Origin of the sequence: Streptomyces griseobrunneus (genome assembly GCF_046713465.1) — a bacterium.
Taxonomy (GTDB): Bacteria; Actinomycetota; Actinomycetes; order Streptomycetales; family Streptomycetaceae; genus Streptomyces; species Streptomyces microflavus.
Window position 1 is genome coordinate 7,386,573 of record NZ_CP177080.1, and the last position, 14,859, is coordinate 7,401,431.

12 protein-coding genes are annotated in these 14,859 nt (G+C 70.4%); all 12 read left to right on the plus strand.

Features of this window, described 5'->3' with window-relative positions; genetic code table 11:
* The first annotated feature begins 123 nt into the window (after positions 1 to 123).
* Positions 124 to 774, plus strand: coding sequence for a GntR family transcriptional regulator (locus ACK8N7_RS33745; protein WP_403213978.1), 651 nt, complete (start codon positions 124 to 126; stop codon positions 772 to 774).
* Positions 771 to 1,970, plus strand: a complete 1,200-nt coding sequence (locus tag ACK8N7_RS33750; protein WP_403213980.1) for an alpha-amylase family protein — start codon at positions 771 to 773, stop codon at positions 1,968 to 1,970. Before ACK8N7_RS33745 ends, ACK8N7_RS33750 begins: the two co-directional genes overlap by 4 nt.
* The gene (locus tag ACK8N7_RS33755) at positions 1,967 to 2,908 is read left to right on the plus strand and encodes an ABC transporter permease (RefSeq protein WP_401911569.1); all 942 of its coding nucleotides are present in this window, start codon (positions 1,967 to 1,969) and stop codon (positions 2,906 to 2,908) included. The genes ACK8N7_RS33750 and ACK8N7_RS33755 overlap by 4 nt, the downstream gene beginning before the upstream one ends.
* A gap of 97 nt (positions 2,909 to 3,005) precedes the next feature.
* The gene (locus ACK8N7_RS33760) at positions 3,006 to 3,878 is read left to right on the plus strand and encodes an ABC transporter permease (RefSeq protein WP_401911566.1); all 873 of its coding nucleotides are present in this window, start codon (positions 3,006 to 3,008) and stop codon (positions 3,876 to 3,878) included.
* A 54-nt stretch (positions 3,879 to 3,932) separates the two neighbouring features.
* Positions 3,933 to 5,501: an ABC transporter substrate-binding protein gene (locus tag ACK8N7_RS33765; protein WP_500444876.1), complete on the plus strand. Its 1,569-nt coding sequence runs from the start codon at positions 3,933 to 3,935 to the stop codon at positions 5,499 to 5,501.
* Between the two features lie 10 nt (positions 5,502 to 5,511).
* Entirely contained in the window at positions 5,512 to 7,398 is a 1,887-nt protein-coding gene (locus ACK8N7_RS33770) for a dipeptide ABC transporter ATP-binding protein (protein WP_500444878.1), read from the plus strand.
* Positions 7,386 to 8,549 carry a mandelate racemase/muconate lactonizing enzyme family protein gene (locus ACK8N7_RS33775; protein ID WP_401911559.1) on the plus strand — a complete coding sequence of 388 codons (1,164 nt, stop codon included), beginning with the start codon at positions 7,386 to 7,388 and terminating at the stop codon, positions 8,547 to 8,549. The genes ACK8N7_RS33770 and ACK8N7_RS33775 overlap by 13 nt, the downstream gene beginning before the upstream one ends.
* Positions 8,546 to 9,376 carry an SDR family NAD(P)-dependent oxidoreductase gene (locus tag ACK8N7_RS33780; RefSeq protein WP_401911556.1) on the plus strand — a complete coding sequence of 277 codons (831 nt, stop codon included), beginning with the start codon at positions 8,546 to 8,548 and terminating at the stop codon, positions 9,374 to 9,376. The genes ACK8N7_RS33775 and ACK8N7_RS33780 overlap by 4 nt, the downstream gene beginning before the upstream one ends.
* A gap of 61 nt (positions 9,377 to 9,437) precedes the next feature.
* Positions 9,438 to 10,175 (plus strand): ribonuclease activity regulator RraA, encoded by a 738-nt coding sequence (locus ACK8N7_RS33785; protein WP_401911553.1) that lies wholly within the window; start codon positions 9,438 to 9,440, stop codon positions 10,173 to 10,175.
* Positions 10,176 to 10,307: 132 nt separating this feature from the next.
* Positions 10,308 to 12,302, plus strand: coding sequence for a GH39 family glycosyl hydrolase (locus tag ACK8N7_RS33790; RefSeq protein WP_500444880.1), 1,995 nt, complete (start codon positions 10,308 to 10,310; stop codon positions 12,300 to 12,302).
* A 59-nt stretch (positions 12,303 to 12,361) separates the two neighbouring features.
* Complete coding sequence (locus ACK8N7_RS33795; RefSeq protein ID WP_403213991.1) at positions 12,362 to 13,741, plus strand: FAD-binding oxidoreductase; 1,380 nt, start codon at positions 12,362 to 12,364, stop codon at positions 13,739 to 13,741.
* Positions 13,738 to 14,859, plus strand: a complete 1,122-nt coding sequence (locus ACK8N7_RS33800) for a (Fe-S)-binding protein (protein WP_401911546.1) — start codon at positions 13,738 to 13,740, stop codon at positions 14,857 to 14,859. Before ACK8N7_RS33795 ends, ACK8N7_RS33800 begins: the two co-directional genes overlap by 4 nt.

Below are 14,859 nucleotides of genomic sequence, written 5' to 3' on the forward strand. Positions count from 1 at the left end.
TCTGCACAGGGGTTGCGGCACGGCATGCTGGTATACCAGCATGCCGCCATGCCACAGATCGACTATCCAGTGAACAGTGCGGAAGCTTCGGCCCCCCTCTCACTGCCTCCGCTGCGCGAAGCTGTGTCCCGGACCGACCGGGTGCGGGACGCGTTGCGGCAGGCAATCCTCGAAGGCGTGCTCCCGCCGGGAAAGGCGTTGGTCGAGCGGGAACTCGCCGAGATGTACGGGGTGTCCAAGACACCGGTGCGTGAGGCGCTCAAGCAGCTCCGCTCGACGGGCCTGGTGGAGATCAACGCCTACCAGGGGGTGAGCGTCCGGCGGCCCGACAACCGCCTGGTGCAGGAGCTCTACACCGCCCGGTGCGCCGCTGAACCCGAAGCCGTACGCCTGGGCGCACTGCGCCTGGGCGCCGCTCCGCTCACGGCTGCTCGCCAGGCTCTACAGGAAGCGACCGTGCTGGTCGGCTCGGGTGAGACACGAGGCCTGGGCGTTGCGAACCGGCGGTTCCACCGCGAGCTCTACAGCGCCTGCGACAACAGCTTCCTCTGTGGGTTCCTGGACCGGCTGCAGGACCTCACCGCGTTCGTCGCCGGGCTCGGCTGGCGGCTGCGGGCGACGTGGGAGGAGGAAGCCGCCGAGCACGCGGCGATCCTCGCGGCGATGGAGCAGGGTGATGGGCCGCTCGCGGAACAGCTGACCCGGGCACACATCGAGAAGGCCAGGCAGACCATCTCCCGTGCCCTGGGAGACGACTTGGGAGAGGTCCGGTGAACGTCGAACTGTTCGCCCACCCTCTCTCCTTCCGTGAGCAGCCCCAGGCCCAGGCGGACTGGCTGGCCGCCCATGGGGTGGATGGAGTGCGCCTGGCGTTCAGCTACCACAGCGGGCGGTGGCTGCTGACGACCAGCGCCCCGTGCGCGGTGGCCGACTTCGCGTCCGGCCAGTGGTTCCGCGACGAACCCGCCCCCCACGACGCCGGCCGGCTGGAGCTGCCGGTTCTTGGGGACGAGGCGACGATCGCAACAGCGGCGCTGCTGGAGTCCGGCATCGAGGTGACGGCCTGGCTCGTAGGCCTCCACCAGTCCGGGCCCGCCACCGGCCACCCGGAGTCGGCCCTGCGCAACGCTTTCGCGCACCCCTACCGGCACGCCCTGTGCCCCGCAAGGCCCGAGGTCCGCGCTTATGCCATCGACCTCGTCACCCGGACAGCCCGCCGCCCCGGGGTCACCGGACTCGAACTCGAAGCCTTCGGCTACCTGGGATGGCAGCACCAGAGCGCCCACGACAAACTCGGCGCAGCCCTGCGCCCGGTCGACCGCTGGCTGCTGTCCCTCTGCTTCTGCTCCGCCTGCACCCACCACTTCACCGACGCCGGCCTCGACGTACCGGCCATCACCGAAACCATCCGTACCGCGCTGCGCGCACAGCTCGCCGACCCGGCCGAAGCCGGCGACCTCGAAGCCGACGCACGTACCGTCCTGGGCTCCGAGCAGCACGACACCGTCCTTGACGTGCGCTCGCGCATCACCGCCGACCTCGTGCGGGACGCCGTCACCGCAGCCGCAGGACTGCCGGTCTCCGTACGCACCACCGCCAACCCCTACGCCTGCGACGGCAAATCCGCCGCCGGCCTGGACACCCTCGCCGGAGCAACAGGCGCCCTCACGGTCACCGACCTGTCCGGTGACGCACAGGCTTTGCACCGCGAGCTCGCCGCAGCATCCCGGACCGGCGCCCGGGTGAGTGCCGGATGGAACCTGGCCGCAGACCGGACCACCGACGAGCAGCAGCTCGCGGCAGTCGCCGAGGACGCCCGGGCCGCCGGAGCCCGCTCGCTGGCCCTCTACGCCTACGACCTCGCCCCCGCGCAACGCCTCACCTGGCTGCGCAACCTCTCCCACCCCTCAGACCGCCCCGACACGGGCGCCCCTACGCCCCCGCCCTCTATACCGGAGCCGGTGAAATGACCGGATACCTCGTACGCAGACTGCTCCAGCTGATCCCCGTCGTCCTCGTCGTCTCCCTGGTGCTGTTCATGCTCCTGCGGCTGATGCCGGGCGACCCCACCCTCGCCATCCTCGGCCAGGAAGCCACCGAACAGGACCGGGCGGTACTCCGTAAGGACCTGGGCCTGGACGTGCCGGTGTGGCAGCAGTTCACCCAGTGGCTCGGCGACCTCGCCCGCGGCGACCTGGGGACCTCCTGGCTCACCGACGAAGAGGTGGGCATGGTCATCTCCGACCGGTTCGCCGCCACCCTCGAGCTCGGCATCATCGCCCTGGCGTTCGCCGTCCTCATCGGCATACCGGCCGGCATCCTCGCCGCGGTCCGCCGCCGCACCCGGACCGACACCGTGCTGAACTCCGGCGGCCTGCTCGCCCTGTCCACCCCGCACTTCTACCTCGCCGCACTCCTCATCCTCGTCTTCGCCCTGTGGCTGAAGATTCTCCCGCCATCGGGATACGTTCCCTTCACCGAGGACCCCGTCGAGAACCTGCGGCGCATGATCCTCCCCGCCGTCACGATCGGCTCCACCATCGCCGCGGTCACCATGCGCCAGACCCGCGCCGCCCTCCTCGCCGCGTTCAACGAGGACTACATCCGCACCGCCGAGGCCTCAGGTCTCTCCCGCCGCCGCATCGTGGGCGTCTACGCCCTGCGCAACGCCATCGTGCCGGTCGTGACCGTCATCGCGCTCCAGATCGGGGCGCTGATGAGCGCCACCGTCGTCACCGAGACCGTCTTCACCGTCCCCGGCATGGGAACGCTGATCGTCAACGGCATCTTCAGCCGCGATCTGCCCGTCGTCCAGGGCGCGGTGCTGATGGTCGTGGTCCTCGTCCTCCTGGTGAACCTGCTGGCCGACCTGGTCTACGCCTGGCTCGACCCGCGCATCACCTACTGACCCCGGCCACCCACCCAAGCCGGCACCTGACCCGGGTTCCCCGCACCGGTCAGCACCTCCCGCACCGCACCTCCCGCACGCACATCCTGGAGCGCCGATGTCCATCGACCTCGCGCCGAAAGTCTCCCGCCGACCGGTTCTGGACCGGCTGCGCCGCGACCGCCGCGCCCACATCGCCGTACCCCTGCTGTTCCTGCTGCTCCTGGCCGCGGCCGCCGCACCGTTCATGTCGGACGCTGCCAGCGCCACCGACACCGGCCGCCTCCTGACCGGTCCCAGCTCCGAACACCTCCTGGGCACCGACGAGATCGGGCGGGACGTCCTGGCCCGCATCGTCTCCGGCGCCCTCGTCACCGTCGCCGTGGCCACCATCACCGTGGGCGCCGCCCTCATCGCCGGAACCGTCCTCGGTCTCATCGCCGGATACCGCGGCGGCTGGGTCGATTCCCTCGTGATGCGGATCTCCGACGGCCTGCTCGCCTTCCCCCTCCTCGTCCTCGCCCTCACTGTCGTCGCCGCCCTCGGCCCCGGCTTGCGCAACGCCCTCATCGCGATCGCCGTCGTCACCACCCCGCGCTTCGCCCGCGTCGTCCGGGGCGAAGTCCTCTCCCTGCGCACCCGCGAATGGGTCTCCGCCGCCCGCATCGTGGGCGTCACCCGCACCACGATCATGCGGCGCCACCTGCTGCCCCACCTCGCCGGCACCCTGCTCGTGTTCGCCGCCCTCCAGGTATCCACCGCGATCATGGCCGAGGCCGCCCTGAGCTTCCTGGGGCTGAGCGTCCAGCCCCCGCAGCCCAGCTGGGGCGCCATCGTCGCCAGCGGCACCGACCACCTTGCCGCCAGCTGGTCACTCAGCGTCTTCCCCGGGTTGGCGATCCTCCTCACCGTCGCCGCGTTCAACCTGCTCGCCGACGCCCTGCGCGACGCACTGGACGCCCACCGCCCCGACCTCGCACCCGCACGCTGAACACCACCCCCTCCCTCACTTCACCCCGCACCCGTACAGAGGAAGTGCTTCGCCATGCCCAACTCCACCCACCGAATTCCACGCCGCACCGTCCTGGCCGGCGCCGCAGCCACCGCGGCCGTCACCGCCCTCGCCGGATGCGGCGGGTCCTCCGACTCCTCCGGCGGAGCCTCCGGAGGCACGCTCACCGCCGGATTCGACAACGAACCCGTCACCCTCGACCCGGCGATGAGCTCAGCCATCTCCTCCGACCGCAACGTCCTGAACCTGTTCTTCGACACCCTGCTGCGCCAGCGCCGCGACGGAACCTTCGAACCCGCCCTCGCCACCCAGTGGACCGAAAAGGGCACCGAGATCACCTTCGAACTCCGTAAAGGCGTGAAGTTCCACGACGGCACCCCCTTCAACGCCGACGCGGTCGTCCTCAACCTGAAGCGGATCTCCAACCCGGCCACCCGCTCCACCAAGGCCGCCGCCCTGGCCTCCATCCGCGAGGTGAAGGCAACCGGCCCGCAGACGGTCACGATCACCCTGAAGGCTGCCGACCCGCTGCTGCTCACCCAGCTCGCCCACGAACCCGGGATGATCGCCTCACCCGCAGCCCTCGCCAAGGGACCCGAGACGTTCGGCCGCAAGCCCGTCGGCACCGGGCCCTTCACCTTCCGCCAGTGGAGGACCAAGGTCCAGCTGACCGCCGAGCGCAACACCGACTACTGGGCCAAGACCCCGGAAGGCGACGCGCTGCCGCTCCTGGACAAGGTGGTCCTGCGCTTCGTCACCGAAGCCAAGGTCCTGCGCGCCGAACTGTCCACCGGGGGAGTGCACCTGGTGCGCGCCCTGCCCCCGGAGGAGTACAAGCAGCTGGCCGACGACTCACGGATCACCATCAAGGACGAAGGCGTACGCCGCAACTACTACGCCTCGCTCAACGTCACCAAGGGCCCCTTCTCCGACCCCCGGGTACGCGCCGCCTTCGCGATGGCCGTCGAGCGCAGGTCCGTCGGCAAGGCCGCAGCCGGCGGCGACTTCGACATCGCCCCCTCCTTCGCCACCTCCGAGGACTGGTTCTACGACGACTCCCTCGCCCCCCTGCCCTACGACCCGGACAAGGCACGCACCACCCTGGACAAGGCGGGACTGCGCGGCAAAGTGCCCATCACCCTGGTCGCCCGGCGCCGCGCCCCCGACCCGACCGTCGCCGAACTCCTCCAGAGCCAGCTCACCGCAGCGGGATTCGCCCCCAAGGTCGAGATCCTCGAATTCCAGACCCAGCTGGAACGCATGCAGAAGCAGGACTTCGACGCGGCGATCCTCGTCATCGACATCCCCCGCCTGGACCCCTCCCTCTCCTTCGACCCGTACTTCGCCAGTGACGGGCCGAGCAACTGGTCGGGACTCAAGGACACCGCCCTGGACAACCTCCTCGACAAGGGCCTCAGCACCGACGACCGTGCCGTGCGCAAGCAGGCGTACGTCGACGTGCAGCGCCGCATCATCCAGAACAACTACTGGGTCTTCCTGCACCAGGCCAAGTCGCCACTGATCCACAGCAGCAACCTCAATGGCGTCGGCCTCGACGTCGACGGCCAGTGGCGCCTCGAGCGCGCCCGCCTCGGCACCTGAGGAGCACACCATGACCCTCCTCGACATGAGCCAACTCGGCGTCACCTTCCACACCACCCCCGGCGAGCCGCCCGTCCGCGCCGTGGACGACGTAAGCCTGCACCTCGACGCCGGCGAAACCCTCGCCATCGTCGGCGAGTCCGGCTCCGGCAAGACCGTCACCGCCCTCAGCCTCCTCGGCCTCAACCCGGACGCCCCCCTGTGCCAGACCACCGGATCGATCCTGCTGGACGACACCGAACTGCGCACCCTTGACCGGCGCTCCTGGCGGGAGATACGCGGCAACCGGGTCGCCATGGTCTTCCAGGACCCCGGCACCGCCCTCAACCCGCTTCTCACCATCGGCACGCAGATCACCGACGCCGTCCGCGCGCACGAACGCTTGAGCCGCGACCAGGCACGCAAGCGGGCCATCGAAGCGCTGACCCAGGCCCGCATGCCCGAACCCGAAAAGCGCATGACCCAGTACGTCCACGAACTGTCCGGCGGCATGCGGCAACGCGCTGCCATCGCCCTGGCGATCGCCGCCCGCCCGCAACTCCTCATCGCGGACGAGCCCACCACCGCACTCGACGCCGCCGTCCAGGCCGAGATCATGACCATGCTCCGCTCCCTGTGCGACGACCTCGGCATGGGCCTCATCCTCGTCACCCACGACCTCGGCGTCGTCGCCGAACAAGCCGACCGAGTCGCGGTCATGTACGCCGGAAGGATCGTCGAAAGCGGCCCCACCGCCCAGGTCCTGGCCGACCCCCGCATGCCCTACACCCAGGCACTCCTGGCCGCGACCCCCCGCCTGGACGCCCCCGCCCGCACGCGCCTCGCCTCCATCGAAGGACGCCCGCCCCGGCTCAGCGACCGCCCCCCGGGCTGCTCCTTCGCACCCCGCTGCCCGGTCCGCACGGACGGTTGCGAAAGCGTCGTACCACCGCTCCTCACCATCGGCGAGAACCATGCGGCAGCATGCCTGTTCGCCGACGCACCACGCGAACCCATGCCCCTGCCGGCCAGCACCGACACCCCGCTCCAGGACACCGGACAGGACGGCGGCACCCCGCTCGTCGTCTTCGACACCACCGACCTGCGCTACCCGGTCCGCACCGGGGCGCTGCGCCGGATCACCGGCCACGTCGACGCCGTCCGCCAGGTGAGCCTGAACGTCGAGGCGGGACGCACCCTCGCCCTCGTGGGGGAGTCCGGATCGGGCAAGACCAGCCTGACCAAGCTGCTCCTGCGCCTGGAAACCCCCTCCGGGGGGACCGTGCGCTACGACGGCATCGACGTCCAACGCCCCGCCCCGTCAGAGCTGCGCCGGCTCCAGCGGGAGATCCAGGTCGTCTTCCAGAACCCGTACGCCAGTCTCGATCCCCGGATGACGGTCCGCGAGATCCTCGCCGAGCCGATGCGGGTCCACCAACTGGACGCGAGCGAAAGCGAGCTCGTGCGGCTCCTCCAGGACGTCGGCCTCGACGCCTTCGCGCTGGACCGATTCCCTTCCGCCTTCTCCGGCGGGCAGCGCCAGCGCATCGCGATCGCCCGGGCGCTGTCCCTGCAGCCCCGCCTCATCGTCTGCGACGAGGCCGTCAGCGCCCTGGACGTCTCCGTCCAGGCACAGATCCTCAACCTGCTCGCCGACCTCCAGGCAGAGCACGGCATGGCCTACCTCTTCATCACCCACGACCTGGCTGTCGTCAGGTCGGTCGCCCATCGCATCGCCGTCATGCGCGATGGCGAGATCGTCGAGGAAGGCCCCGCGGACCGGATCTACGAGACGCCCTCCCACCCCTACACCCGCGAACTCCTCTCGATGGCCCCCGGGCAAACCGTGCCCCGGCCCGCCGGGGCGAAGAGCGCCGTCGGCACCACCAAGGAACGGAGCACCACATGGCCAAGGTGACCCAGGTCCGCCTGACCTCGATCAACACACCCCGGCACAACAGCATCACCTGCGGGCACATCCTGGTCGAACTCCTCACCGACGACGAGGCGCTCACCGGCATCGGGGAAATGTCCGACCTCCAGCACCTCCCGCGCTACCACCTCGACGTACCCGACCTGGAAGCCACGCTCAACGAGATCCTCGTGGGACTCGACGCCCTCCAGATCACCGAGATGGAACGCCGCCTGGAAGCCAACTTCCCGCAGGCCGGCTACATCTACGACAAGAGCCGCGCCATCAAGTGCGGAGTCGACATCGCCTTCTGGGACCTGGCCGCGAAACAGCTCGGTGTCCGGGTGTGCGACCTGCTCGGCGGCGCCGTCCGCGAGTCCGTGCCCATCGCGTACCCGATATTCCGCCAGCAGCACGAGGCGGACGTCGAGCGCAACCTCGCCATGGTCGAACAGCGGCTGCAGGAAGGATTCACCTTCTTCCGCGTCTACGTCGGGCGCCGCCTCGACCTGGACGAACTGTTCCTGCGCACCGCACGCGAACGCTTCGGCGACCGCATCACCATCAAGTCCCTCGACTTCTCCAACCTCCTCGACGCCAAGGCCGCCTGCGCCTTCGCCGAGAAGGTCGCCGACGTCGGCTACGAACTCATCGAATCACCCGCCCCGCACCACGACATCCGCGGCCTGGTGCAGGCCCGCGACCGGCTCGCCGTGCCCATCAGCGAGCACGTCTACAGCTTCCGGTGGGCCCTGGACCTCGTCGCCGCCGACGCCGTCGACGTGTTCAACGTCAGCGTCATCGCCATCGGCGGGATCACCCCCGCCCGCCGGATCTTCGCGATCGCCGACGCCGCCGGCAAGGCATGCCTGGTCGGCACCACGCAGGAACTGTCCATCGGAACGGCCGCCGCCGCCCACATCGCGATGGCCATGCCGGCCGTCACCTTCCCCAGCGACCCCGTCGGCCCACTCCTGTACACCCGGGACGTCGTCACCGACCCCGTCCGCTACACCGGCGGTCTCCTGTCCGTCCCCCAGGGCCCCGGCCTGGGCATGGCCCTCGACCCGCACCTGGTGTCGGTGTCGGCCGGACCGCTGACCTGGGCGTCCACCAGCGCCGCCGCCGTCGTCGACCGGCAGGTGGCCGCCACGTGAGCCCCACACCACAGCCGGACGGCGACGCCCGCGCACCAGGACGCTTCACCGGCAAGGTCGCCCTGGTCACCGGAGGCGCACGCAACATCGGACTCGCGATCGCGCTGCGCCTGGCCCAGGAAGGCGCAGCGGTCGCGATCAACGGCCCCGATCCGGACGAAGCGGAGTCCGCGGCGGCAGCCTTCCGCGACAAGGGGTTCTCCGCAGTGGCCTGCCCGGGAGACGTCTCCGACGCCGACCAGGTCGACGCCTGCCTCAACCGCACCGTCGACGTCCTGGGCGGACTCGACCTTTTGGTCAACAACGCCGCCGCCCCCATGCTCGGCCGCGGGCCGCTCCTGGACCTCGATGTCGCCGACTGGGACCGCAGCTTCGCCGTCAACGCACGCGGACTGTTCCTGTGCACGGTGGCAGCCGCCCGGGTGATGCCTGCCGGCTCCTCGATCGTGAACATCTCCTCCCTCGGCGCGATGCGCGCCCACCGGGCCGCCGTCGCCTACGACGCCAGCAAGGGTGCCGTCGACGCGGCGACCCGGGCGATGGCCCTGGAACTCGCACCCCGGGGGATCCGCGTCAACGCGGTCGCCCCAGGGCCGGTCATCAACGACCGGTTCGCCCTCCTTGACGCGGCCCAGCAGCAGACCCGCGCACAGCCGGTGCCCTTGGGGCGCGTCGGGGACGGATCCGATGTCGCCGGAGCCGTCGCGTTCCTCGCCTCCCCGGACGCGTCCTTCATCACCGGCCAGGTCCTCAACGTCGACGGCGGCCTCAGCGCCCAGCTCAGGCCGCCAGGCACCGACCCCAGCCTCGACAACCCAACTCCCTAGCCCCCTCGCCACTCATCTGGCACTTGCCATCCGCTCTGACGCACCGAAGGAAACACCAGACATGACCCAGACCCCCCGGCCGCCCCTCGACCCCGACGATCTGGCCGCCCTGGGCGAGGCCAGCACCGCCACCATCACCACCCAGCTCTTCAAGCACGGCCTGCGCAACACCTTCCTCGCGGGCCTGACCTGCGTCACCCCCGACGCCAGGAGCATGGTCGGCGAAGCATTCACCCTCCGCTACATCCCGGCCCGCGAAGACATCGACACCCTCGAGGTCTACGACGACTACGACCACCCCCAGCGCCTGGCGGTCGAGCAGGCCGGTCCCGGCCAGGTCCTCGTCGTGGACTGCCGAGGCCAGGGTCGAGCCGCCGCCGCAGGCAACATCCTGCTGACCCGGATGGCGGTCAACGGAGCCGCCGGAGTGGTCACCGACGGCACCCTGCGCGACATCGAGGAGATCAGCCGCCTGCCTCTGCCGGTCTTCGCCACCGGCGCGGCCGCCATGACCAACCTCGCCCAGCACCACGCAGTCGACCTGCAAGTACCCATCGGCTGTGCCGGCGTCGCCGTCTACCCCGGCGACGTCATGGTCGGCGACGCCGACGGCGTCGTCTGCGTACCCCGCCATCTCGTCCCGGTCATCGCCAAGGCGGCCCGCGAACAGGAACGACAGGAAGCCTTCATCGTCGCCCGCGTCGCCGCCGGCGCCCCCCTGCGCGGCACCTACCCCCCCGACGAGGCGACCCGCCGCGCCTACGACGAATCCCGCGGCGCACTCCCGGTGGCCGACTGACCCACCCGGCCGGCTCCTGACTGTGTGCCGACGGCCCCGATTCTCCGGAGCGCCGCCCCCGGCGCTCCGGGAGCACCGAGATCACCACCCCTTTCCCGATCGATTCGCCCTCCCCCGCAGAAGGCAGAAATCATGATCAAGACCGCCAAGACCAGTCCCGCGCGTCCCCACCGGAACAGGACGGTTTCCCTCGTCCTCACCAGCGCGCTGGCCGGTTCCCTCCTCTCCGTGGCCGCAGCAGGACCCGCCGCCGCAGCTGACCTCTCCAGCACCTTCGACACCGTCAACCCCGGCTCGCCCGCCCCCGGCTGGATCACCGGCGGAGACGTCACGGTGCAGAACATTTCCGGAACCGTCGACCGGAGCCTTCGCCTGCGCGACACCTCCACCACCGCCGCCACCACCGCGCGGGCGACCTTCGGGACCACGTCCTCGACCGTCATCGCCGGCTTCCGGCTGCGCGCCACCCAGTCCACCGCGACGATCGGCGTCCACCTCGACAGCACCGGCGGCCACAGCGTCACCCTCGCCCTGAGCCCCACCGGCCGCCTCTACACCTACGACGGCACGACCCGCGTGGACCTCGGCGCCTACGTCCCCAACCGCTGGTACGACATCCGTCTCGTCGCCCGCCCCGGCACCGCCACCGCCGACATCCACATCGACGGCGAACGCCGCGCCACCGGAATGGACTTCCGCACCTCCACCACCGCCCTGAACAGCCTTCAGGCCGGCATATCCGTCGCCGACACCGGCACCGCCTACCTCGACGACGTCCGCACCACCCTGGAGTCCTCCCCGGCCGGCTGGCCGCAGCTGGGGACGGTCGCCCCCCGCTCAGCCGCCCAGGTGGGCACATCGAAACTGCTCGTCGGCGCGGAGACCCTCGACCGCGACTACACGAACTACCAGGCCTACGCCCCCTACCTGGGAAGGCTCGGAGCGACCGGCGTCCGCCTGCAGGGCGGCTGGGCCAAGACCGAGAAGACCAAGGGCGTCTACGACTGGAGGTGGCTCGACACCATCGTCGACGACGCCACGAGCCGCGGCGTCAAGCCTTGGCTCCAGCTCTCCTACGGCAACGGCATCTACCCCGGCGGGGGAGGCTCCGGCCTGGGCGGTCAGATCCCGACGTCCACCGAGGCCCTCACGGCCTGGGACGCATGGGTGACCGCCATGGTCAAGCGCTACGAGAACCGGGTCACCGAGTGGGAGATCTGGAACGAGCCCAACCTCGCGGGCGTCCCGGCCGCCACATACGCCGACTTCTACGCCCGCACCGCAGCCCGCGTCCGCGCCGAACAGCCCAACTCCGTCATCTTCGGACCGGGTGAAGCGGGCATCGACGTCCCCTACACCAAGGACTTCCTCGTCCGCCTGTCCGCGCAAGGCAAGGCCGACCTGCTCGACGGCATCAGCTACCACCCCTACAACCCCAACCCCGACGACGTGTGGACCTACCAGCAGGTCGACAAAATCCGGGCACTGATCGATCAGTACGCCCCCGGTGCCGTCCTGCGGCAGGGCGAAAACGGAGCACCCAGCACACCGGGCAGCTTCGGCGCCCTCGGCGACCTGGACTGGACCGAACTCAGCCAGACCAAGTGGTTCCTGCGCCGCCTCATCCACGACCTCGGCCAGGACATCAGCACCAGCGCCTTCAGCATCGCCGACCTCCACTACCCCTCGAAGATCAACACCAAGGGCCTGCTCCAGACGAACACCGACAAGACGATCCGCTACGCCAAGCCCTCCTACTACTCCGTCCAGACCCTCGCCTCCGTCATCGACAGCACGGTGAAGGCCCTGCCCGACTACACCTTCACCACCGACTCCGCCACCACCCTGACCGTGCAGGGCTTCGCCAAGCGCGACACCGGCCGGCAGATCGTCGGCGTCTGGAACGGCACCGCCACCCCCGGCGAAAGCACCCACCGCACCCCGACCCGCCTGACCCTGCCAGGCGGCAGCTTCACCGACCCGGTCTACGTCGACGTACGGACGGGCGCGGTCTTCGACATCCCCGCCGCCGACTGGTCCGTGACAGGCAGTACCCACACCTTCCGCAACCTGCCGGTGTACGACTCGCCCATCCTCATCGCCGACCGCTCCACCATCAGGCTCTGACACCGCCCGGGCCCCGCCGCCGCTCAGGGGCGGCGGGGCCCGGCCTCTAGGAGATCACCATGCAAGCCACCGTACGGGCGGCCCTGCGGTCGGTCGTCGGGCCCGGCCACTACCGGGAGACAGATGGCGAGCTCATCCCCTACAGCCGGGACGCCACCCCGCTCTTCCACGCTCGCCCCGACGCTGTCGTCTTCCCCGCTGACACCGCCGAGGTCGCCGCCGTCCTGGACATCGCCACCCGCCACACCATCCCCGTCATCCCACGCGGCGCCGGCTCCAACCTCTGCGCCGCCACCGTCGCCTCCCAGGGAGGCATCGTCCTCGTCCTCACCCGCCTCAACCAGATCCTCGAAGTCGCTCCCGCCGAACTTCTGGCCCGCGTCCAGCCCGGCGTCACCAGCGCCACCCTCGCCAACGCGGCACAACAGGAAAACCTGCTGTGGGCGCCCGACCCGGGCAGCCGCACCGTAGCCACCATCGGCGGCACCATCGCCACCAACGCAGGTGGCCTGCGCGGCCTCAAGTACGGCGTCACCCGCGACTACGTCCTCGGCCTGGAAGCGGTCCTCCCCAACGGGGAGATCATCCGCACCGGCGGCCGCCTCAACAAGGACGTCGCCGGATACGACCTCACCCGCCTCCTCACCGGCTCCGAAGGCACCCTCGCCGTCATCACCGAAGCCACCCTCGCCCTACGCCCCGCCCCCACGACCTCCGGCACAGGCGTCGCCTACTTCCCCGACCTCGCAGCAGCCGGCAACGCCGTCACCGCGATCATCGCCGCGGGCATCCTGCCCGCCACCCTCGAATTCCTCGACGCCCCCTGCATCCAGGCCGTGGAGAACTTCGCCCACCTCCAGCTCCGCACCGACGCCGGCGCCCTGCTCCTGTTCGGGGACGACGGGGAACCCGACGCCGTTGCCCGAGCACTCGCCCGCATGAGCGACATCTGCACCGCCCACCAAGCACTCGACGTCACCACCGCCGCCGAAGTCGCCCAAGCCGAAGCACTGCTGGCCGCCCGACGCTGCGCCCTGCCCGCCCTGTCCCGCCTGGGTGATCTGACCATCCTGGAAGACGCCACTGTGCCCCGCCCACGCATCGCGGAGATGGTCGAGCGCATCAGCTCGATCGCAGCGCGCCACGACGTCACCATCGCCACCTTCGGCCACGCCGGAGACGGCAACCTGCACCCCACCTGCATCGTGAAGTCCCGGGACGACACCGAGAGCATCGCCCGCGCGGAGCGGGCCTTCGCCGACATCTTCGCCGCCGCGATCGACCTGGGCGGAACCATCACCGGCGAACACGGCGTCGGCGCGGCGAAACTCCCCTACCTCGCCGCCCAGCTCGGGGCCCAGCAACTCGCCCTGCTGCGCCGCCTCAAGACGGCCTTCGACCCCGCCGGCATCCTCAACCCCGGAAAGCTGGGCTCATGACCGACCGCACCAGCAGCGCAACCCCCGGCCCGATCTTCGACCCGGACCTGCTCTCCCGCTGCATCTCCTGCGGATTCTGCCTTCCCGCCTGCCCCACCTACGCCGAAACCGGAGACGAGGCGTCCTCGCCCCGCGGCAGGATCAACCTCATGCGCGCCCTGCAGGACGGCGACCTGCAGCCCGACGACCCCACCCTGAAGGAACAGGCATCGCAGTGCCTGGGCTGCCGCGCCTGCGAACCCGTCTGTCCGGCCGGCGTCGAATACGGCCAGCTCCTGGAACAGTGGCGCGACCACCAGTGGCGCGGCCACCGCCTGCCCCTCCTCGCCCGCCCCCTCATGATCGGCGCGGGCCTGCGCGCCGTCCTGCGCCTCCTGGGAGGGATCCGCGGCACAGCGAAAACCGCGCCCAAGACGCCGCAGACGACGCCCGTCGCAGGGTCACTCATGCTCGGCTGCTTCGAGCGTGTGCTCTTCCCGAGCGTCAGCCGCGCCGTCCTCCGCTTGCTCCCCGGCCTCTCCGTCCCCAAGGACCAGGGCTGTTGCGGTGCCCTGCACGCCCACAACGGCGACACCACCACCGGCGAACAGCTCGCCCGACAGATGGGCCAGGACCTGCCCGGCCTGATCATCACCACCTCCGGCGGCTGCGCCGCCCACCTCACCTCCGTACTCGGCGAAGACCGAGTCCATGAACTTTCCGACCACCTGTCCAGGGCCGACCAGAGCGAGCGTCCAAACGGTGAACTGCGCGTCGAGGGCCGACGAGCCCGCGTCGCTCTCCAGGACTCCTGCCACCTGCGCAACGGCCTCGGGGTATGGACTGCCCCCCGCGACCTGCTCACCCAAGTCGCCGACTACGTCGAACTGCCCTCGGCCGGCACCTGCTGCGGCGCAGCGGGAACCTACTCCCTGTTGCGCCCCAAAGAGTCACGACGCATCCTCGCCGCAAAGATCGACGAGATCGAGGCCGCAGGCGTCGACTACGTCGCCGCGGTCAATCCGGGCTGTCTGCGCCAACTCCGCACCGGCCTGCGTCGCAGACGCTCGCGCACCAAAGCCGTCCACCTCGCCGATCTCCTGGTCATGGCCCGAGACAACACCCCGCCTACCGGCTGA